Annotated in this window: 16 protein-coding genes and 2 tRNA genes; 7 read left to right on the top strand and 11 right to left on the bottom strand. The window is 63.6% G+C overall.

The features are described from left to right. Positions 1–10: 10 nt before the first annotated feature. On the bottom strand, positions 11–1132 hold the full coding sequence (locus tag NKJ15_RS22230; RefSeq protein ID WP_352456633.1) for a carbohydrate ABC transporter permease: 1122 nt from the start codon (positions 1130–1132) through the stop codon (positions 11–13). Positions 1133–1260: 128 nt separating this feature from the next. Further along, positions 1261–2925 carry an ABC transporter substrate-binding protein gene (locus NKJ15_RS22225; RefSeq protein WP_023674663.1) on the bottom strand — a complete coding sequence of 555 codons (1665 nt, stop codon included), beginning with the start codon at positions 2923–2925 and terminating at the stop codon, positions 1261–1263. Between the two features lie 293 nt (positions 2926–3218). On the opposite strand from NKJ15_RS22225, the gene NKJ15_RS22220 reads away from it, so the two are divergent. The 3 genes from NKJ15_RS22220 to rbsK are packed head-to-tail and all read left to right on the top strand — an operon-like array spanning position 3219 to position 5707. Further along, positions 3219–4277 (top strand): ABC transporter ATP-binding protein, encoded by a 1059-nt coding sequence (locus NKJ15_RS22220; RefSeq protein ID WP_352449436.1) that lies wholly within the window; start codon positions 3219–3221, stop codon positions 4275–4277. A 31-nt stretch (positions 4278–4308) separates the two neighbouring features. Beyond that, positions 4309–4761: an RbsD/FucU family protein gene (locus NKJ15_RS22215; protein WP_352471958.1), complete on the top strand. Its 453-nt coding sequence runs from the start codon at positions 4309–4311 to the stop codon at positions 4759–4761. A 4-nt stretch (positions 4762–4765) separates the two neighbouring features. Further along, positions 4766–5707 carry a ribokinase gene (gene rbsK, locus NKJ15_RS22210; RefSeq protein ID WP_352501556.1) on the top strand — a complete coding sequence of 314 codons (942 nt, stop codon included), beginning with the start codon at positions 4766–4768 and terminating at the stop codon, positions 5705–5707. A 93-nt stretch (positions 5708–5800) separates the two neighbouring features. Here the strand turns inward: rbsK and NKJ15_RS22205 are convergent. After that, positions 5801–5877: transfer RNA gene (locus NKJ15_RS22205), tRNA-Asp, on the bottom strand. A 217-nt stretch (positions 5878–6094) separates the two neighbouring features. Here NKJ15_RS22205 and NKJ15_RS22200 point away from each other — a divergent pair. Next, a tRNA-Val gene (locus NKJ15_RS22200) sits at positions 6095–6170 on the top strand. A gap of 20 nt (positions 6171–6190) precedes the next feature. Further along, positions 6191–6694 (top strand): hypothetical protein, encoded by a 504-nt coding sequence (locus tag NKJ15_RS22195; protein ID WP_352471956.1) that lies wholly within the window; start codon positions 6191–6193, stop codon positions 6692–6694. A gap of 201 nt (positions 6695–6895) precedes the next feature. Here the strand turns inward: NKJ15_RS22195 and NKJ15_RS22190 are convergent, their stop codons facing one another. From NKJ15_RS22190 to NKJ15_RS22165, 6 genes are all read right to left on the bottom strand, one after another. Then, a complete protein-coding gene (locus NKJ15_RS22190; protein WP_352817599.1) occupies positions 6896–7552 on the bottom strand; it encodes a GNAT family N-acetyltransferase in 657 nt (218 codons plus the stop codon). Further along, positions 7549–8319: an SDR family oxidoreductase gene (locus tag NKJ15_RS22185; RefSeq protein ID WP_352817597.1), complete on the bottom strand. Its 771-nt coding sequence runs from the start codon at positions 8317–8319 to the stop codon at positions 7549–7551. The genes NKJ15_RS22190 and NKJ15_RS22185 overlap by 4 nt, the downstream gene beginning before the upstream one ends. Next, on the bottom strand, positions 8316–9311 hold the full coding sequence (locus NKJ15_RS22180) for an ABC transporter permease (RefSeq protein WP_352471952.1): 996 nt from the start codon (positions 9309–9311) through the stop codon (positions 8316–8318). The genes NKJ15_RS22185 and NKJ15_RS22180 overlap by 4 nt, the downstream gene beginning before the upstream one ends. 165 nt (positions 9312–9476) lie before the next feature. Continuing rightward, positions 9477–10517 (bottom strand): sugar ABC transporter substrate-binding protein, encoded by a 1041-nt coding sequence (locus NKJ15_RS22175; RefSeq protein WP_352471951.1) that lies wholly within the window; start codon positions 10515–10517, stop codon positions 9477–9479. Positions 10518–10556: 39 nt separating this feature from the next. Continuing rightward, positions 10557–11321 (bottom strand): ATP-binding cassette domain-containing protein, encoded by a 765-nt coding sequence (locus NKJ15_RS22170; RefSeq protein WP_292663106.1) that lies wholly within the window; start codon positions 11319–11321, stop codon positions 10557–10559. Then, a complete protein-coding gene (locus NKJ15_RS22165) occupies positions 11318–12484 on the bottom strand; it encodes an ROK family transcriptional regulator (RefSeq protein ID WP_352471948.1) in 1167 nt (388 codons plus the stop codon). The genes NKJ15_RS22170 and NKJ15_RS22165 overlap by 4 nt, the downstream gene beginning before the upstream one ends. 322 nt (positions 12485–12806) lie before the next feature. Between NKJ15_RS22165 and NKJ15_RS22160 the strand changes: the two genes are divergently transcribed. Beyond that, the gene (locus tag NKJ15_RS22160) at positions 12807–13598 is read left to right on the top strand and encodes an alpha/beta fold hydrolase (RefSeq protein ID WP_352817594.1); all 792 of its coding nucleotides are present in this window, start codon (positions 12807–12809) and stop codon (positions 13596–13598) included. Between the two features lie 75 nt (positions 13599–13673). On the opposite strand, the gene NKJ15_RS22155 is transcribed toward NKJ15_RS22160, so the two are convergent. Together NKJ15_RS22155 and NKJ15_RS22150 are read right to left on the bottom strand one after the other, a co-directional pair. Further along, complete coding sequence (locus NKJ15_RS22155) at positions 13674–14966, bottom strand: M23 family metallopeptidase (RefSeq protein WP_352817591.1); 1293 nt, start codon at positions 14964–14966, stop codon at positions 13674–13676. Between the two features lie 137 nt (positions 14967–15103). Beyond that, the gene (locus NKJ15_RS22150; RefSeq protein WP_352501560.1) at positions 15104–15571 is read right to left on the bottom strand and encodes a peroxiredoxin; all 468 of its coding nucleotides are present in this window, start codon (positions 15569–15571) and stop codon (positions 15104–15106) included. A gap of 96 nt (positions 15572–15667) precedes the next feature. Here NKJ15_RS22150 and NKJ15_RS22145 point away from each other — a divergent pair, with 96 nt between their 5' ends. Next, positions 15668–19045 (top strand): hypothetical protein, encoded by a 3378-nt coding sequence (locus tag NKJ15_RS22145; protein WP_352817588.1) that lies wholly within the window; start codon positions 15668–15670, stop codon positions 19043–19045. Positions 19046–19277: the final 232 nt, after the last annotated feature.

The following is a 19277-nucleotide window of genomic DNA, read 5'->3' as shown; positions in this document are numbered from 1 at the left end:
GCCGGCCCGATCAGTTGACGTTGCGCACGAAGCGGCTGGCGAACTTCAGCAGCCAGGTCACGAACACGATGATGATGATCAAATAGGCCATCGCCAGCATCGTGCCGTAGCCGACGTTCGAACGGTCGCGATATTCGCGGTAGATGAAACTGGACACCGAATCGGTCGCGCCGCCCGGCCCGCCGGAGGTGACGGTGATGATGATATCGGCGAGCTTCAGCTTGAAGATGATGCGCAGGATGACCGCTGTCACCGACACCGGCAGCATCAGCGGGAAGGTGACCTGCCAGAAGGTCTGCCAGGCGGTGGCGCCATCGACACGCGCTGCCTCGAGCACCTCGCGCGACATCGCCTGCAGGCCGGCGAGCAGCATGATCATCATGAACGGGATGAACGTCCACGCGTCGAGCACCATGATCGAGATGCGGGCGGTGATCGGGTTGGAGAAGAAGGCCGGGTTTTCCCAGCCGAGGTGGCGCGCCAGCGTCGCGGCGGGCCCGAAGCGGTATTCCATCAGCGACTTGCCGATCATCCACGACACCGCCACCGGCGACAGCATCAGCGGCATGAGAAACACGACGCGGAAGAATTTTCGTGCCCTAATCTGCGCGTTGAGCAGCAGCGCCAGGCCGAAGGCGATGACATATTCGACGAACACCGCCAGCACGTAGAGCACCATGTTGAACAGCGCATTGCGATAATAGGCGTCGTTCAGCATCTGCCAGAAATTGTCGAGCCCATTGAACTGCCGTCCGCTGAAGGAACTGAGGTTCCAGTCGGTCAGCGCGATGTAGAAGCCGAACAGCGTCGGGAAGATCACCATGGCAATGGTAAACAGCAGCGCCGGCAGCAGGAACAGAGCGCGCTGGCCGTCCTCGCCGCGCGTCAGCACCTGGCCGATGCCGAGCGCGACACCCCACAGCACGTAGGCGTAGACCACCGGCCGCCAGGTGTCGAAGCCGATAGTGTCGACCTCGCTCTTGTAGAGGATTTGCAGCGCGATCACCGCCAGAAGGCCGAGCGTCGCAGCAGCCATCAGCGCCCAGCCAAGCCGTTTGCGGCTCCGCGGAATCAGGTCGGATGGCACGGCGCCTGCCGGCCATTCACTTGTCGACAAAGTCTGGTCAGCCAGGGTCCGGTCAGCCACGCGTCTTGCCTGTTCACAGGAGGCTCGATGACCGGCCGAGCCGATCGAGGCCGGGCCGGTAAAGCGGATGTCCGGCGGCTGTGCGCCGCCGGACGAGGTTTCACGATCTCAGCCTACATGCCGAGCGATGCCTTGTAGAGCTTGACCTGTTTGTCGCGGCCGATCTGGTCGGTCAGCTTCTCCCAGGCGGCTGCGATGGCGTCGGCGCCTTCCTGCGCCTTCATCTTGCCGGCAAAGGTGTTGGCCAAAATGTCCTCGGCGGCGCTGTAGTACTGGAAGATGCCGGGGATGCGCGGCTCGATCGCCGCGTTTGGATGGTTGTAGCTGTCGGCTTCCGACTTCAGATACGAGGTGATGAACGCCTCGTCGTAGCCCGCCGCCACCCATTCCGGAATGTTGAAATGCGAGTTGCGATAGGGCTGGAAACCCGACGGATAGGCCGCGCACCAGAGCGACAGGTCCTTGCCGCCGAGGTGGGCAGCGGCAGACCATGCCGCCTTCTTCTTCTTTTCGTCGCTGTCGACGCGGGCCATGACGTAAACGCCCCAGCCGAGATAGGCGCAGTTCGGCGCATGGTTCGGGCCGCTGGCGAGCTTGTCCCACTGGCCGGTCTTGGAGTTGTAGACATCGTCCGAGCCCGGCAGGATCGAGAAGCCGGTGATGTCGCCGACGACCGAGGAATCGTTGGTCTTGACGTTCGAACCGACGTCGCCCCACCAGGTAACCATCGAACCGGTGCCTGCCAGGAATTGCTGGAAGGCGGTGGTGTTCGGGTCGGCGTTGATCTGGTCGGCAGGTTCGGAGGGCAGGGCATCGATGACGTCCTGGATCGCCCGCACCCATGCCGGATTGTTAACGCGCGGCTTCATCGTGTCGGCATCAAACAGCCAGGCCTTGTCATCGGGATGCTTGGCGTAGGCGCTGGCGCGGCTGCCGAGGAAATAAAAGCCGAAACCGCCCCAGGGCTTGGGCGCATCGAGATAGCCAAAGACGTCCTGGCCTTTCACCTGCTTGCCCTTGAGGAACTTCGTCACCGCCTGCACCTGCTGCCAGGTCTTCGGCACGCCCCATTCGCCTTCTCCGCCGCCGTCCTTCCAGGCCTTGGCGAGGTCGGCATCGGCAAACACGTCGGTGCGGTAGTTGAAATTATGTGCGTCGCCGTCAACGGTCACGCGATATTGCTTGCCGTCCCATGTGCCCACCGGCGGCTGCAGATAGGCCACGACATCCTTCATGTCGATCTGGTCCTTGACCCAGTCCGGCATCTCGGAGGTGAGACCCTTGCCGCAGACGTCGCCTTCGAACGGTGCCCCCATTTCGATGATGTCGAAATCGACGGTGCCGGTCGCGATCGACTGCTGCAGGCGGGCGTTGTAGTCAGCCTGCGCCAGGTCGATCCAGTTGATCTTGGCGCCGGTATAGGTCTCCCACGGCTTCAGGAAGCCGCGAAACAGCACATTGTGCAGGTTCTGGTTGTTGAGGCCCATGAAGGTGAGTTCGACACCGGCGAATTCGCCTTCCTTGACATTGGCCTTGGTGGCGCCAAGGCAAAGCTCGCCGACCTGCTGGAAATCGGCATCGGTCGGCTGACCCTTGCCGACACCCGGAATCTGCAGGATCTGCGCGCGCAGGTCGTCGGCGGCCGCAGCCGTGCGCGTCAGCGCACCAAGTCCGGCGCTTGAGGCCGCCGCGAGGGCGGCCATGCTGGCCGCTCCCTTCAGCACGTCGCGGCGGGTGGCCCCGGCGCGGACAAGTTGGTTATAAAGGCTGACTTTCATTTCGTTCCTCCCAGAAGGTCAATTGTGAATTGGTTCAGATGGTGGAGCGCCGATTATGTTCCCCAACGACAGCGACTCCCGTAAATAGCGGCCCGAATTCTCCCTCCCGCGACGCTTGGCATTCAGTGCCGGACAAGCGTACCGGTGCGCCCGGAACAGGGTCATAAGCCGGACACTGTCACTATTCGCACAACGAAGTGCGGTGTCAACGTGAATGGGTTTTTTATCTATAAGAGACTGACTTGCCCTAGCCGTTTGCGTTGTTTAGCTTCACGGCAACTGAAGGGGGAATGATGGCTCAAGTCGCGATCCGCAATGTGGCCAAGGCGTTCGGAACCGTCAAGGTTCTGCACGATGTCAGCGTCGACATCGCCGACGGGCAGTTCGTGGTGCTGGTCGGGCCTTCCGGCTGCGGCAAGTCCACGCTGCTGAGGATGGTGGCCGGGCTGGAAACGGTCTCCGGCGGCACCATCGCCATCGGCGAGCGCATCGTCAACCATCTGCCGCCGGCCAAGCGCGACATCGCCATGGTGTTCCAGAACTACGCGCTCTATCCGCACAAGACGGTCGAGCAGAACATGGCCTTTGCTCTCAAGCTGCGCAAAACCGACCCGGCGGTGGTCACTGAGCGGGTCAAGCGCGCCGCCGACATCCTCGACCTCAATCCCTACCTCAAGCGCTATCCGCGCCAGCTCTCTGGCGGGCAGCGCCAGCGCGTCGCCATGGGCCGCGCCATCGTGCGCAACCCGCAGGTGTTCCTCTTCGACGAGCCGCTCTCCAATCTCGACGCCAAGCTGCGTGTCCAGATGCGCACCGAGATCAAGGAACTGCACCAGCGGCTGAAGACCACCACCATCTACGTCACCCACGACCAGATCGAGGCGATGACCATGGCCGACAAGATCGTGGTGATGCGCGACGGTCGCATCGAACAGGTCGGCGCGCCGCTGGAATTATTCGACCGGCCGGCCAACCTGTTTGTCGCCGGCTTCATCGGCTCACCCTCGATGAACCTGCTCAAGGGCGTCGTGCGCAAGGGCGACAAGCCTGTCGTCGAGATCGCCGGGACGCCGTTCCCGATTGCGGCGACCAGTGCCGTCGAGGATGGCCGTAATGTCGTCTACGGCGTGCGGCCCGAGCATCTCGAAATCCATCCAGATGGTGTTCCGGCGAAGATTTCGGTGGTCGAGCCGACCGGTTCCGAGACTTTGGTGTTCCTGCGCTTCGGCGAGGGCGAGATGGTGGCGCTGTTCCGTGAGCGCCACGACTTCAAGCCGGGCGACACACTGCACCTGAAACCGCGGCTCGACCAGGTGCATCTCTTCGACGCAGAGACCGGCAAGCGTCTCTGATTTCGCCCCAGCAAACTTCGCGAGGAATGCCATGCTCAAAGGAATCAATCCGCTGCTCAATGCCGATGTGCTGCAGGCGCTGCGGGCGATGGGCCACGGTGACGATCTGATTATCGCCGACACCAATTTCCCGTCCGATTCGGTGGCGCGCCAGACCGTGCTTGGCCGGCTGCTGCGCATCGATGCGTCGGCGGCCGACGTGGTCAAGGCGGTACTGTCGCTCTATCCGCTGGACACCTTCGTCGACGATGCCGCCGCGCGCATGGAGATCGTCGGCAAGCCGGACGACATTCCCGCCGTGCAGAAGGAAGTGCAAAAAGAGATCGATGCCGCCGAGGGCAAGGCCTGGCCGATGATCTCGGTCGAGCGCTACGCCTTCTACGAACGCGCCAAGAAGGCCTATTGCGTCATCCAGACCGGCGAGCGCCGCTTCTATGGCTGTTTTGCGTTCCGCAAGGGCGTCGTGCCACCGGATGCGGAGTAGCGGGATGCCGGCGAATCCGATCGTCATGAAGCCGGTTGTCATATTGGGCGTCTTCGTCGCCGATACGGCCTACCGCGCCGCCCGCCAGCCGCGCATGGGCGAGACGATCCTGGGCACGTCCTTCACGCTCGGCCCCGGCGGCAAGGGCTCGAACCAGGCGGTGGCGGCCGGCCGGCTCGGCGCCGACGTCACCTTCCTTACCCGCCTCGGCGTCGACCCCTTTGCCGATATGGCGAGACAGACCTGGTCGCACGCCGGCGTGAAGAGCGCCGTCATCGACACACCGGAAAGCTACACCGGTGCCGCCTATATCTTCATCGAGGAGACGAGCGGCAACAACGCGATCATCGTCAGTCCGGGTGCGGCGATGCTGATCTCGCCCGCCGATATCGAGGCAAATGCCGGCCTGATCCGCGCGGCCGGCGTTTTCGTCACCCAGCTCGAACAGCCGATCGAGGCGGCGCTGCGGGCGCTGGAGATCGCGCGCGGGGCAGGGGTGACCACCATCCTCAACCCGGCGCCCGCGGCCAGGCTTCCGGACCGCATCTACACGCTTTGCGACTATGTCACGCCGAACGAAACCGAGGCCGAGGAACTGACCGGCATCAAGGTGTCCTCGATCGACGACGCCCGCCGTGCCGCCGACAGCCTGCTTGAGAAGGGCGTTGGGGCAGTCATCGTGACGCTTGGCGAAAACGGTGCGCTGCTGCACACGGCCGATCGTTCCGAGCATGTCGCAGCGGTCGCCGCCGGCCCGGTTGTCGAGACCACAGGCGCGGGCGACGCCTTCAACGGCGGCCTGGCTGCCGCGCTGTCGAGGGGGATCGAACCTCTGGAAGCGGTGCGCTTCGCCTGCGCCGTCGCCGGCATCTCGGTGACGCGCCCAGGCACCGCGCCGTCCATGCCGACGCTGCAGGAAGTCGAGGCGCTGCTCGCCAAGAGGTGAGACCGTATGGATTACATCATGAACGACGACGGTTTTTGACAAATCAACGTCGACATTTCTCCGACACCAGGGGACGTGACCCCAAAGGAGAAATGGCGCGAGTGACGGGGCTCGAACCCGCGACCTCCGGCGTGACAGGCCGGCACTCTAACCAACTGAGCTACACCCGCGCATGGACGAGCACGTGTCAGCCGTGTTCGTCGTTGGGGCGGTGGATAAGGGGTAAGCCACCGGGTGTCAAGCGGACCCGGACAGCATAACAGCAAACAGCAGAAGGTTTTTTGACAAGCCGAACTTTGTTGCCGAAACCGGCTCCCGGCCAAGCCACTGGCCGCTCATTTGGCCTTGCGAAGCCGGTCCTAACTGCTTAAAGGTCCGGCCCGGAGCGGGCGATTAGCTCAGTTGGTAGAGCGCTTCGTTTACACCGAAGATGTCGGCGGTTCGAGCCCGTCATCGCCCACCATTTTCCTCGATGTGTTCAGTTTGGGCTACACCGCTCAAGCTGATCGCCAGGTGAGACGCATCCGACCACTGTGCTACTCGGACTTTGGTCTGATTCAAACTGTCTTTCCGCAGGGACTTAAGTCTGATCTGCTTGCCTCTCATGAGGGAAACGATTGCCGAAAGCTACAACTTGCAGTATCTCAATTGCGTATGGGCATGGGCGGGAGCGAAAATATTCCTGGATGGCTTGCGAGTCATCTTCCGGACGATCCCGTGATCGCAGGAGATCTCGCGGATAAGATATCGAAGGAAGCTGAAAAAAACCGGCTTCCAGGCGATCGGGTTGTGAAGACAACCCGTAACGAAGAAGACACCTTCAAGAAAGAACAAGTCGAAGCTTATCCCGACGCCGCGGTTGCAGGAGTCTTTGCCAGCGGTTCATTCCTCGCCCTGTTGGTATTAGCCATTTATCTGCTTTATGTGCTCTCGATTGTGGCCGGGGGAACGGTCGCGGATGTTCCCCTGCCGCCCATACTGCACTAGTAGACGCTCCGCCAACACTCGAATTAGCCCCGCACCGTGTTGATGCTGGTGACTTTCGTGTTTGCGGTGGAGCACGCGACGAAGGTTTCGTTCCCGCGGCAAAGATGTTCACGCGGGGCAACTGGCTGCTGCAGAACGGCAGCATTGTACTTCCATAGGCCTCCCGGTTCTTTGCAACTTGGGCGATTGGCTTGTCGCAGATCAGTCTGCAATCGCCGGAGCGTGAGCAATCCGTTTCGCCACATAAACACAACACTTCGATGAATCAGGGTCCTGCACCACCTCAAATCCAATCGCCTTGTAGAACCTTAGCGCACCATCGTTCTCCGGCATGACTTCGAGGTGGATGCCGGTCGAGCCGCTCGCGGCAAGCCCCTGCTCGAGGAAGGCCATCGCGCGCCGGCCGATGCCTTTCCCGCGCGCTTGCGGCAACAGGTCGATATGGCCATGCGACGGATAGGCGGTCAGCGCAGGCGGAACAGCGAAATCGGGACGATGGACCCGATGCCGCGCCCAGTCGCTGCCGCGCCAGCGCGAGCTGTCGGGTCCGGGGTCTGCCACGCGCCGCTGAAGGTCGGGATACCAGTCTGATGCCAGGCTGGCATTGAAAGCGCCCGTATCGGCCGCGCCAAGCAGGTAGCCGGCCGCACCTGCGGGACTATCGATAATGAAGGCCAGCTCGGGTTCGAGCACCTGGTAGGGAATAGTGTAGAGGAGGCCGAGCAGGTCCGGGTCGTCCTCGCGGCCGCTGGCATCCTTGCCGGCATCGCCGGTCTTGAGACAGATCATCGCAAGCGCTGCATGATCGGCGGTGGTCGCCCGGCGCAGGAAGAAACCGCCGCCGAAATCGAGGATCATGGCGGCAGCAGCCGGAAATCCTTGCCCTCGGGCAAAAGCTGCCCGCCGTCGACGATGATGGTCGTGCCCGTGATGTAGCTGGCGTCGTCCGAGGCCAGGAACAGGAAGGCGTTGGCCACGTCGCGCGGGCTGCCGAGCCGGCCGAGCGGAATGGCGTCTTCCATGTTCTTGATGAAGGCCGCACCGCGATGCTGCTCTATGCCTTCGGTGAGGATGTTGCCGGGCTCGACGCCGTTGACCGTAACGCCGTAGCCCGAGAATTCGAGCGCAGCCGAACGGATCAGCCCATTGATGCCGGCCTTGGTCGCTGAATAATGGCCGTGGCCGGGGCTGGTGACATGCGGGCCGGTGATCGAGGAGGTGAACAGCATGCGGCCAAAATGCTGTGCCTTCATTGGCACCAGTGCGGCGCGAGCAGCGATGAAGCTGCCGCGCAAGTTCACCGCCATGACCCGGTCCCAGTCGTCGGGACTGGTGTTTTCCAGCAATTGCCAGGGATAGATGCCGGCATTCTGCACCATGATGTCGAGCCGGCCGTGACGGTCGAGGGCCAGCGCCACGGCGGCTTGCGCATCGGCCATCTGCGAGATGTCGGTGCGGATGAAGGCGGCGCCGAGTTCGTTCGCGGTCGCTTGCCCCGCCTCGGCCTCGGTGTCGGCCAGGACCAGCTTCGCGCCCTCTTCGGCAAAACGCTGTGCGATGCCCTTGCCGATGCCACGTGCGCTGCCGACGATCAGCGCGACTTTGTCTTCCAGACGGCCGGTCATGCCAGCCTCTGGCGTATCGTCTGCTTGAACGCATCGAGCAGCACGGCGGCAAGCACCAGCAGGCCATGGATCACCTGGGTGAAGTTGGCCGGCAGGCCCATCAAATTGATCGCCGTGTTGATGGCCGAGAGCAGCAGCACGCCGGCATAGACGCCGGGCAAGGTGCCGACGCCGCCCTTCAGACTGACGCCGCCGATGACGACCGCGGCGAAGGCATTGAACAACAGGCCGACGCCGAGATTAGCTGTCGCGCCGGAGGTACGGATCGCCAGCAGCCAACCGGCAAGGCCGGCGATGGCGCCGGCGAGAACGAAGGCTATGACCAGGTTGCGGTTGACGCGGATGCCGGCGCGAAAGGTCGCCGTCTCGTTGCCGCCGATCATGACCAGGTGCCGGCCGAAGGGCGTCTTGGCCATGATCAGCGAGAACACCACGAAGCACGCAATGGCGATCCAGGCAGTCAGCGGCAGGCCACCCAGGCGCTGGATGGCGAACCAGCGGATTGCCGGCGCCAGGTCCTGTGCCGAGCGGCCACCGGAAATAACCAGCACCAGGCCGCGCACCCAGATGTAGGACGCCAGCGTGATGATGAAGGCGCTCATCTTCACCTTGACCACGAGGACGCCGTTGAAGGCTCCGATGAGGCCGCCGACGGCAAGCGCGATGAGCAGCGAAACCGGAACCATCAGCCATTGCGGCTGCAACTGGATGCCAAGGCCGATGCCCGACGAGCAGAACAGGATGCCGACCGCCATGGCGCTGAGCGCCGCGACCGATTCGACCGACAGGTCCATATGGCCGGCGATGATGACCAGCGCCAGGCCGATCGACATTACGCCGAGCACGCTCGACGCCTCGATGATGTTGGCGAAGATGCCGAGCTGAAAATAGTTCGGGATAAGGATGGAAAAGACCACCAGCACGAAGACCAGCATGAACCAGACAAGATTGTCGAGGATGAACTCGAGGGTTTGGCGCGTGCGGGGGTTCATCTGCGGATCCGGTTGGCGCGTCAGCCCAAAAAACCACTCGGTTCTTCGGAAAGATCAGGCGGGGTTGAAAATTGCTGCAGCATTCCCGTGCGCGTCCGTTCGAACGCACCGGGGCTGCAGGGCTGGGCTCCGGGCCGGCATGGCCCGGAGCTTCTGGCGAGTTCGCTATTCGACCGGCTTTATGGTTTCGGTCGGCGGCTTCATGTTGCCCCAGAAGGCCGGGTTATCGACATTTTCCTTGGTGATCGCAGCGCCGGGGATCTTGATGTTCGGTCCCCACGCTTCCTTGGTCAGGGTTGATTTCAGGCCAAGCACATCATATTCGCCGGGCTTGATCTCCTGCTTGTTGACCACCTTGTCCATGAACATCGCGACCGCCGCGGCCTGGGCGTAGAGCGGCTGCTCGACTTCGACGTTGAGCCAGCCCTTGCGGATCAGGTCGAGGCCGACCGGAGCGCCGTTCGAGCTCATCAGCATGACGTCGCCCGGCTTCTTGCCGGCGGCCTCGAGCGAGGCGACGGCAGCGACCGAAAGATGCGCGGCATGGCTGAAGATCAGGTCGATGTCGGGGTTGGCGAGCATCTGGTCGGCGACGATGGTGCCGGCGTTGCTGGCCTCCCATTGCATGGCCGGCAGCGAGATGATCTTGACGTCCGGGAACGCCTTCATTTTCTCCTCGAAACCCTTCTGGATGTCGAGCGTGTAGGGATCGCCCGGATCGCCGAGCACCTGCAGGATCTTGCCCTTCACCGAGCCGTTCTTCGCGGTCAGGAGCTTTTGTGCCTGGTCGGCGGCGACGTAGCCGATCTCGACGGTTCCGGCCACCGAGGTGAAGTCTGACGGGGTCGAGGTTATCTGGCGGTCGAACTCGACGACCGGGATGCCGGCGGCACGGGCCGCCTCGATCGACGGTTTCAGCGCATTGAAATCGACGGCGGCAAGGATGATCGCCGCCGGCTTCAGCGCGATGACGTCGTTCATCTGCGATTGCTGAGCGTCGGTCTTGTTGTCGGCGTTCAACGTCTTCATCTCGTAGCCGACCTGCTTCAGGAACAGTTCCAGCGCGCTCACCGAGCCGGTCTGGAATTCATCGAGCAATGTCGGCACCATGTAGTAGACGGTGCCCTTGGACTGGGCGAATGCCGGCGTGAGCGTGGCAAAGGCCAGTGCCAGGATACCGAAGACGGAAAGAAGTATTTTCTTCATGTCGTTCGCTCCTCTTGCGCCGGACCCCTCATTTGTCCCTCAGCTCGCCGGTCCGGCACCGGCGAGCGTCTCTCCGGTGATCATGTTGATCACCGCGTCGGGACTTGTTTTGTTGCGTGCGACGTCGCCCGCCACGACGCCTTGCCGGATCACCACGATCCGGTCGGCGACCTGGAAGGCCTGTTGCATGATATGGGTGATGATGACGACGCCGATGCCCTGGCTCGCCACCTGGCGGATCATGTCGAGGCCGCGCCGCGTCTGCTCGACGCCGAGCGCTGCGAACGGCTCGTCGAGAAGCACCAGCTTGCCGCCAAAATGCACGAACCGGTTGAGCTCGATGGCCTGCCGCTGGCCGCCGGAAAGATGCTCGACATTGGTGCGAAGCGAGGGAATGCGGGTGCCGGCGCTGGCCAGCGCCTTTTGCACCACCTGCTCCATAGCGCGCTCGTCGAGCACCGGAATGCCGAGAACCTTCCTGGTGATCTCGCGGCCCATGAAGAAATTGGCGACCACGTCGACATTGGTGCAAAGCGACAGGTCCTGGTAGACCGTCTCGATCCCCGCGGCCTTGGCCTCGGCGGGAGATTTGGCTAGGAATTCCTTGCCTTCGAACAGCATGCGGCCGGAGGTCGGCTCGAGGCCGCCGGCAATGATCTTGACCAGCGTCGATTTGCCGGCGCCGTTGTCGCCCAGAAGCGCCACCACTTCGCCCTTGTCGATCGAAAAGCTGATGCCTTTCAGCGCTTCGATGGCGCCGTAATTCTTGGCTACGTTGTCGAGCACCAGCAGCGGTTCGCTCATGCCGCGATCCCCTTGTTATGCAAGAGATCTCGCCCGCGTTCGCGCTCGGCGGTGAAGATCTGGCCGAAGCGCGGCGAAAGCACCCCGGAGACGGCAAGCGCGGCGGCGCCGCGCAACACCGCATGCTGGCCGCCGCGCGCGACGCTGACGCGGGGCGTCGTGCGATCGCTTCGCGCTGAGACCGAATTGGGCAGGTGCGCGGCCGCGCCGGCAAGCCTTTCGAGCAGCTCGGTGGACGCCAGCCCGCCGAGGATGATGGTTTCGGGATCGAACAGGTTTTCGATGATGGTGACGGCGTTGCGGAAGATCGGCGCAATCTCGCTCACCCACTCGGCGTCGGCGATGTTGCGGCGCCGCAGCGCCTCGAGCGAGAGATACCGTTCGAGGCAGCCGCGATTGCCGCACGGGCAGGGCTCGCCGCCCGGCACCGCGGGAATGTGGCCGATTTCACCGGCGTTTCCCCAGGCGCCGCGCAATGCCGCCCCGTCATGCACCATGACGCCGCCGAGACCGACGCCGAAATAAAGATAGTAATACTCGGAATATGCCGTTCCGAGGCCGTAGAGGCGCTCGCCGATGGCAGCCGCCGCCATATCGGTTTCGAAAAAGGCCGGCAGTCCGGTCGAGGCGGCCAGCCGCTCGCGCAGCGCCACATCCTTCCAGCCGGTCATGGTGGTCGGCCCGACAAAGCTCATGGACTCCACGCCGAACGGTCCGGGCAGCGCCATGCCAATGCCGAGAACGCGGCCACCGGGCCGCAATGCCGTCAATTCGAGCACCATGGCGCCGATCAGCTCGAAAGCGTGATCGGGCGTTGCATTTGGGGCTTCGCGGTAGGTGCTCTCGATAACATCGCCGCTTAGGTTGATCAGGGCGGCATTGATGCCCAGCGGGGTGACGTGGATGCCGACGGCATAGCCGCCTTCCGGATTGATGCGCAGCGTTGCCGGTGGCAGGCCGCGCCCCTTGGGCTCTTCGCGCAACGACAGCACGTAACCGTGCTCTTCCAGCTCGCGAACGATGGTTGACACCGTCTGCACGGTGAGTCCGACCCGCCTGGCGATATCGCCGCGGGCGATCGGTCCGTGAAGGCGGATGGATTCGAGCACGATGCGCCGGTTATACGGCCGCCCGAACTCCTGATTGGTCCCGCGCAATGCCATGTCTGGCGCCCTCTCGAGAGAGCAGAGGTTCGCATCGAATATTTATTCAGTCAAATGGAATTCAAAAATAATTCGCCTGTGGCCAAGGCCTTCTAACGCCGGCGGATTCGCGCCCGCCGGCGGATGGGCCAACTCTGGCAATTTTCCAGTATGAAGCGCCACCGGCTGGACGGGACGCCAGGCATGACCTTGGCCGGCATTCCGATCAGCGCCCTGAAGCCCATTTCGGAACCGGTTGTGAGCCGGCCAAGGATCGGAGTTCGTTGCGCCTTTCCGTTGCAGGGAGCATACTTCCTCTCGCCGGTCGGCGGGAGGAGATGCGATGCCGAAGCTGACCCTCGACGGGATTGATCTCGGCTATGAGGTGCGGGGCGACGGGCCGCCGGTGCTGTTCGTCCACGGCAGCGTCACGAACGGCATGATGACATGGTCCGCCCAGCTACCGCTTGCGGAGCGCTGGAAGCTGGTTGTGGTCGACCGGCCCGGATACGGATCAAGTTCCCCTGCCGAACGCGAGGATTTCGTCGTCGACGCCGGACTGGTCGCCGGATTCCTCGATCGGAAGCATGACCTCTGGGGCGAAAGCCGCGTCCATCTGGTCGGGCATTCCTATGGCGGCGTCATCTCTCTTCTTGCAGCAGCGATGCGCCCGCGAGCAATCCGTTCGCTCACGGTGATCGAGCCGCCGGCCTTTGACCTTGCGCGCGGGGATGTTGCCGTCAATGAACTCGTGACGCGCCTGAAGACCCACTGGCAAAGCGGACCGCGCGACGATCCCGCGCTTTTCTTGCGCCAGTTCCTCCATCTGGTCGGCTCGGCGATACAATTGCCAGACCCGCTGCCGCCCCCGCTCGCGCAGGGCGCGGCCATGCTCGTCGTCGAACGCGGGCCATGGGAGGCCGAAATTCCGCTTCGGCAACTTGCCGATGCGCCGTTCCCGAAACTGGTGGTATCCGGCGGGCACAGCGCAGCATTCGACGCCGTCTGCGACGTGCTCGAAAACGTGCTTGGTGCCGATCGTGCCGTGATCGCCGGCGCGGGGCACAGCGTTCAGCAGACCGGTGAGCCGTTCAACCGGCGGCTCGGCGCGTTCATGGCTGCTGCTGAGGGCTGAAAGCGATCTATCTCTGATATTGCCTGGCGGGCGGTTGGCCGCGCGACAGGCTTCACGCCGAATGAATCGCCGGCTCTACAGATACCGCTCGACCTTCTTGCCGACGGTCAGGAACCGCAGCGGATCGATTGCCTCGCCATTGTGGCGGACCTCGTAATGCAGGTGCGGGCCGGTCGAGCGGCCGCTGTTGCCGGTCTTGCCGATGACGTCTCCGGCATCGAGCTTCTGGCCGACGGCGACGTCGATTTCGCTGAGATGCCCGTAACGCGTCACAAAACCGTTGCCGTGGTCGACCTCGATCATGCGGCCGTAGCCGCCGTTCCAGCCGGCCTTGACGACGACGCCGGCTGCCGTGACCTTGGCCGGCATACCGACCGGCGCCCTGAAATCCATGCCGGAATGCAAGGCGGCCGTGCCGAGGATGGGGTCGGTGCGCACGCCGAACGGGCTGGTAACGCTGCGGCCGGGGGCGGGGTTGGCGAGCGGCAGCCGGCGCGCTTCCTTTTTAAGATGATCCAGCGCGTCAAGAGCCTCGTCCAACTCCTTGACCTTGCTGTCGAAGACCAACGAGCTGTCGAGTGGTATCAGCGGGCCACCAACGTCGCTCTTTTCGAATTCGCTATCAACGGGCAGGCCGGCGGCCTCGAGCGCCTGCGAGATCGCGTCGGCGCTTTTGTAGGCATTGTCGGCAAGTGTGGCGATGCGGGTGAGCTGCTGGCTCTCGATGACCTTCAGCGAGTTGTTGATCGAAACGAAGAGCTTGTCTGCCCGGTCGGCCGCGCTTTCGCTCGGCAGCGGATCGGCGCGGGTCGACCACAGCGAGAACGGCCTGGTGTCGTCAACGCCCACAGGAGCGGCAAGGGGGGCAGCAAGGCTGGCGGCGGAATAGGCCGTCGGCTGGATGCTGCCGGCCGCGTCGGCATGTTCGTCCGGCTTTGCCGCCGGCACGGGCGGCGTTGCGACCTCGTTTTCGGCTCGTTCGAGGATCGGGCCGAGACGGCCGTGACGCAGGCTGAGCTGGCTCTGCCGTTCCAGCAGCTCGCTGACCTTGGTTTCCATCAGCTGCTGATCGAGTAGCTGGCGGCTGGTGATGCGGTCGACCTGGCTGCGCAGTGCCGAGATACGGTCTTCGTAGGCCTGCTGCATGCGCGCCTGCCGCGCCGTCGTGGCGCCGAGCAGATCGTCGCGCAGCACCAGATAGGAGGTCGCCAGCAGGTAGCCGATGACGACCGCCGCCAGCGCCGAGCCGCAAAATGCAGCCAGCCACGGGCGTATGGTGAAATGCCTTATCTGGTCGCCTCGGGCGATGATGACCGTGTGGGGCTCTCTGCGTCTGCCGAAGACCGCTGACTGACTGGCTACGTTCACGGGACCAAGCTTTCGTTACGACACCAACGACGAGCCTGATTACACATTATTAGGGTTAACAAAGTTTTGCCGGATCGAACGACAGGCAAGGTCTTCGCGCAAAACGGGTATCGAATTGCAGCGGCCTGGCGCAGCTCTCAAAGGGCGCGAACCGCCTCCAGCACTTCTTCGGCGTGCCCCCTGACGCGGACGTTGCGCCAGATCCTGGCGATGCGTCCGTCGCGGCCAATCAGGAACGTCGCCCGCTCGACGCCCATATAGGTGCGACCGTAGAGCTTCTTTTCCACCCACAAATGGTAAGCCTCGATCACTTTGCGCTCTTCGTCGGCGACAAGGTCGACGCTCAGATCGTATTTCGCCTTGAATTTGTCGTGTTTCTTGACGTTGTCCGGCGAGAGCCCGATGACGACGGCGCCGGCCTTTTCGAACTCCGGCTTCAACTGCGAAAAGCCGATCGCCTCGTTGGTGCAGCTTGTGGTGTCGTCCTGTGGGTAGAAATAGAGTACGATGGGTTTTCCCAGCAATGCGGCGAGGCTGAGTGAACCGCCGCCGTCGCGCGGAAGTTCGAACTGCGGCGGAACATCGCCCACGTCGAGGTCAGCCATACCGATGCCCTTGTTTGAGGTTACGCGCCAGGCTGCATCGATATAATGTCGAGCGGGGATTCGTCCACGATCGAATTCGTTTCAACGGAAGATTGCGTGGATCAGGAGCTACCGCAGCACGAGAAGATCAGGTTCAGGCGTGACGAGATCACCGACCTGGGAACCTTTCCGTCCGCGTGCCGCGTCCCGCCGCTCGGCCAGGCGTCGATCGGTCGCGGCGTCCGTTTGATGGCGCGGCTGTTTGCCGGCCTTGTCGCCCTTGTGCTGCTGGCTGGCGCCGGCGTCTACGCGATCGGCGTGTCCGGCTTCGGCTCGGAGCGGCTTCGCGCGGAAGCCGAAACGGCAATCGAGAGATTGGCCGGCTTCGATGTCGACGTTGCCGTCGGGCCAGCCCGGCTGACGCTTGACGGGTCGAGCTTCATTGCGCTGCAGGTCAGCGACGTCAGCCTCAAGACCGCCGACGGCAAACCGATGGCCGATGCCGGCCGGGTCCGCTTCGGCATCCGGCTGATCCCGCTGCTTTCGGGCGAGGTACGGCTGACCAGCGCCCGGATTTCCGACGCGCACATCGTCATGGCCGCGATGCCGTCCGGCGGCGACTGGACGGCCGGGCTGCGCAACCAGGATGGCCTCATCGATCCGGAAAAACTTTCCGCCGCCGTCTTCGCCAACGTCAACGGCGCGCTCGATGCGGTGCGCGAGGATTCGATGCGCCAGATCGATCTGCGCAACGTCGAGCTGGAACTGCCCGAGACCGGATCGGTCAAGTCGGTCACCATCGCCGACGCCTCCGTGTCGCAGACGGGACCGGGAAGCATGGAGTTTTCATCCGATGCGGATGTCGACGGCAGGGCGCTTACCATCGCCGCTTCCGCCACCCGCGATCCGGCGACGCGACGCATCACCACGCTGGACGCCAGCATCCAGGCGGCGGATGCCGAAGCTGCGGCAGCAGGCGGCAAATTGGGCGCGATCGCCTTGAAGCTGGCGGGGTCGGAAGGGACCGGCGACAACAGTTCGCGGCTGACCGCCGCCCTGTCACTGACCGGGTCGGTGCTCGATCTCGGTTCGCGCGGCCTGCTTCCGGCCGACATCGATCTCGATGCGACGCTCGTCGCCGGGTCGAACAAGATCCAGGTCGAAAGTTTGCTGGTGAAAACCGGCCGCTCGACCTTCGATTTCGCCGGTTCGATCGGCCCGAAGCCCGCTACCGGCGCAGCGGGCGAGGAGCCATCCTATCGTTACGACCTGACCAGCGACGGTTCGACCCTGGCGCCTTCGGATTCGCCGGAGCCGGCGCTCAGCTTCATTGCCCGTATTGCCGGCGTCTACCAGCCGACGAGCCAAAAGCTGGTCGCCGAGCAGATCGGCGTCCGGTCCGGACCGGGCAGCGAAGTGCTGGGCACGGCTTCGGTTTCATTCGTCGCCAACCAGGCGCCGGGCATATCGGTGGCGCTCAATGTCCACGACATGCCGGTCTCGCACGTCAAGCAATTATGGCCTTGGTTTTCGGCGCGCAATGCCAGGCTGTGGGTGCTCAAGAACCTATTCGGCGGCCGCGTCGTCGATGGCAGCCTGCAGTTCCAGGTCGTGCCCGGACGGCTCGGCAACGGCGTGCCGCTTTCCGCCGATGAAGTGTTCGGCCGATTCCAGGTCGAAGGATCGCGCTTCGACACGGCCGGCCGCATTCCGCCGATCCGCGATGCCGTCGGCGTCGTCGGCTTCCACGGCAATGACGTCGACGTCGCGCTGTCGTCGGGCAGCGTCTATATGCCGAGCGGCCGCACGGTGGCGGCGAGCAACGGCACGCTCACCGTCAAGGCGGCGAACCATCCGCCGGTGATCGGCGCGCTCGACATCGACGTCGCCGGCGAGGCGCCGGCAATCGCCGAGCTGGCATCGTTTGACCCGATCAACGCCATGCGCCATGTCGGCCTGCTGCCGGACGACCTGTCCGGCACGGTGACCGGCCACGTCAAGGCCGATATTCCGCTGCAGTCCGGTGTCGACTCTTCCAAACTCGATTGGCTGGTGGCGCTCGACTACAAGGACCTGTCGCTGGGCAAGCCGTTCGAGGGCCAGACGGTCAGCCATGCCGACGGCTCGATCACGGTCGCGCCCGACCGGGCGGTGATCTCGGCGAAGGCGCTGCTCAACGGCATTCCGGCCGAGCTCGACCTGATCGAGCCGCTCAGGGATGGCGGCCCGCCGCGCAGTCGTAAAGTGGCGCTGGTGCTCGACGACAAGACGCGCGCCACCGCCATGCCTGGCCTGTCGACGCTGCTGTCCGGAACCATCAAGGTGGCGATCGACAAGAGTGGCACCGGCAACCAGAACGTGTCGGCCGACCTGACCAATGCCAGGCTGGACATTCCCTGGGCCGGCTGGAGCAAGGGCCCCGGCATTCCCGCCAAGGTCGTCTTCGCCATGGCGAAGACCGGCGACACCACGACGCTCTCCAATTTCGAACTCGATGGCAAGACCTTTTCCATCGACGGCAGCGCGGTGCTGGTCAAGGGCGCCTTGTCCTCGGCCCAGTTCAGCAAGGTCACCTTGAACAGGGGCGACGACGTCGCCGTCTCGGTGAAGCGGTCGGGCAAGGCCTATGCTGTCGAGGTCAGCGGCAGCGCGCTGGACGCACGCTCGCTGATCAAGCAATTCACGTCCGATGTCGACACCGCCACCAAGACCACTGGCGTCGATGCGATCTCGGTCAGCGCCGACGTCAGCTCCCTGACCGGCTTCCACGACGAGGTGCTGTCGAATCTGAAGCTCGACTACAGCGCCGCAGGCTCCCGGGTGAACGGGCTCAAGGTGAGCGCCACGGCAAGTTCGGGAGCCGCCATCACCATCAGCAACACGGCCGGCGGCGGCCTGCGCACGCTCAACATGAAGTCGGCCGACGCCGGCGCCATACTGCGCTTCCTCAATATCTACGAGCATATGGAAGGCGGCTCGATCACGCTGGCGCTCACCGGGGCCGGCGACGGTCCGATGAAAGGCCAGGTCGACGCCAAGAACTTCTTTATCGTCAACGAGCCGAAGCTCGCCTCGATCGTGTCGACGACGCCGGCCGGCGACAACCGCAGCCTCAACGAGGCGGTCAAAGGCAATCTCGACACGTCGAGGGTGAAGTTCGAGCGCGGTTTCAGCGAGATCGATAAGGGCAGCGGCTATCTCAAGCTGCGCAACGGCGTGCTGCGCGGCTCGCGCATCGGCACCACCTTCCAGGGCACGCTCTACGACCAGAACAACAATATGGACATGACCGGCACGTTCATGCCGGCCTACGGCGTAAACCGCATCTTCGGCGAACTGCCGCTGATCGGCGCACTGCTCGGCAACGGCCGCGACCGCGGCCTGATCGGCGTCACCTACAGGCTCAAGGGCAACGCCAACAAGCCGAACCTGGAGGTCAATCCGCTATCGGTGATAGCGCCCGGGATTTTCAGGTCGATCTTCGAGTATCGGTGAGGTCAAAACCCAATTACCTCGAGCGACCGAGTTTTGATCTTAAGCGGCCGCTCGTCCGCCCCGCGAATTCACGCCCATGATCCAAAGGCGACTGACGTCCGCCCGGGCCTAAATGGCCGCTTTGCGCCTAATGCACGAACCCGCTTCGCGGGAGGGGCGCCTCGTTCTGAGATGGCGCGACTGCCATTTTGACTTGAGCGGGTAGAGGGGTCGATCTGACCATGGAGTTCCC

The organism is Mesorhizobium sp. M0207, from assembly GCF_040321995.1.
In the GTDB taxonomy this organism is placed as follows: Bacteria; Pseudomonadota; Alphaproteobacteria; order Rhizobiales; family Rhizobiaceae; genus Mesorhizobium.
This window is presented reverse-complemented; position numbering and strand designations above follow the sequence as displayed.

Coding starts and splice junctions, on each gene's coding strand:
- NKJ15_RS22225 (WP_023674663.1), bottom strand. CDS start 2,925: ATGAAAGTCAGCCTTTATAACCAACTTGTCCGCGCCGGGGCCACCCGC.
- NKJ15_RS22220 (WP_352449436.1), top strand. CDS start 3,219: ATGGCTCAAGTCGCGATCCGCAATGTGGCCAAGGCGTTCGGAACCGTC.
- NKJ15_RS22215 (WP_352471958.1), top strand. CDS start 4,309: ATGCTCAAAGGAATCAATCCGCTGCTCAATGCCGATGTGCTGCAGGCG.
- rbsK (WP_352501556.1), top strand. CDS start 4,766: ATGCCGGCGAATCCGATCGTCATGAAGCCGGTTGTCATATTGGGCGTC.
- NKJ15_RS22190 (WP_352817599.1), bottom strand. CDS start 7,552: ATGATCCTCGATTTCGGCGGCGGTTTCTTCCTGCGCCGGGCGACCACC.
- NKJ15_RS22185 (WP_352817597.1), bottom strand. CDS start 8,319: ATGACCGGCCGTCTGGAAGACAAAGTCGCGCTGATCGTCGGCAGCGCA.
- NKJ15_RS22180 (WP_352471952.1), bottom strand. CDS start 9,311: ATGAACCCCCGCACGCGCCAAACCCTCGAGTTCATCCTCGACAATCTT.
- NKJ15_RS22175 (WP_352471951.1), bottom strand. CDS start 10,517: ATGAAGAAAATACTTCTTTCCGTCTTCGGTATCCTGGCACTGGCCTTT.
- NKJ15_RS22170 (WP_292663106.1), bottom strand. CDS start 11,321: ATGAGCGAACCGCTGCTGGTGCTCGACAACGTAGCCAAGAATTACGGC.
- NKJ15_RS22165 (WP_352471948.1), bottom strand. CDS start 12,484: ATGGCATTGCGCGGGACCAATCAGGAGTTCGGGCGGCCGTATAACCGG.
- NKJ15_RS22160 (WP_352817594.1), top strand. CDS start 12,807: ATGCCGAAGCTGACCCTCGACGGGATTGATCTCGGCTATGAGGTGCGG.
- NKJ15_RS22150 (WP_352501560.1), bottom strand. CDS start 15,571: ATGGCTGACCTCGACGTGGGCGATGTTCCGCCGCAGTTCGAACTTCCG.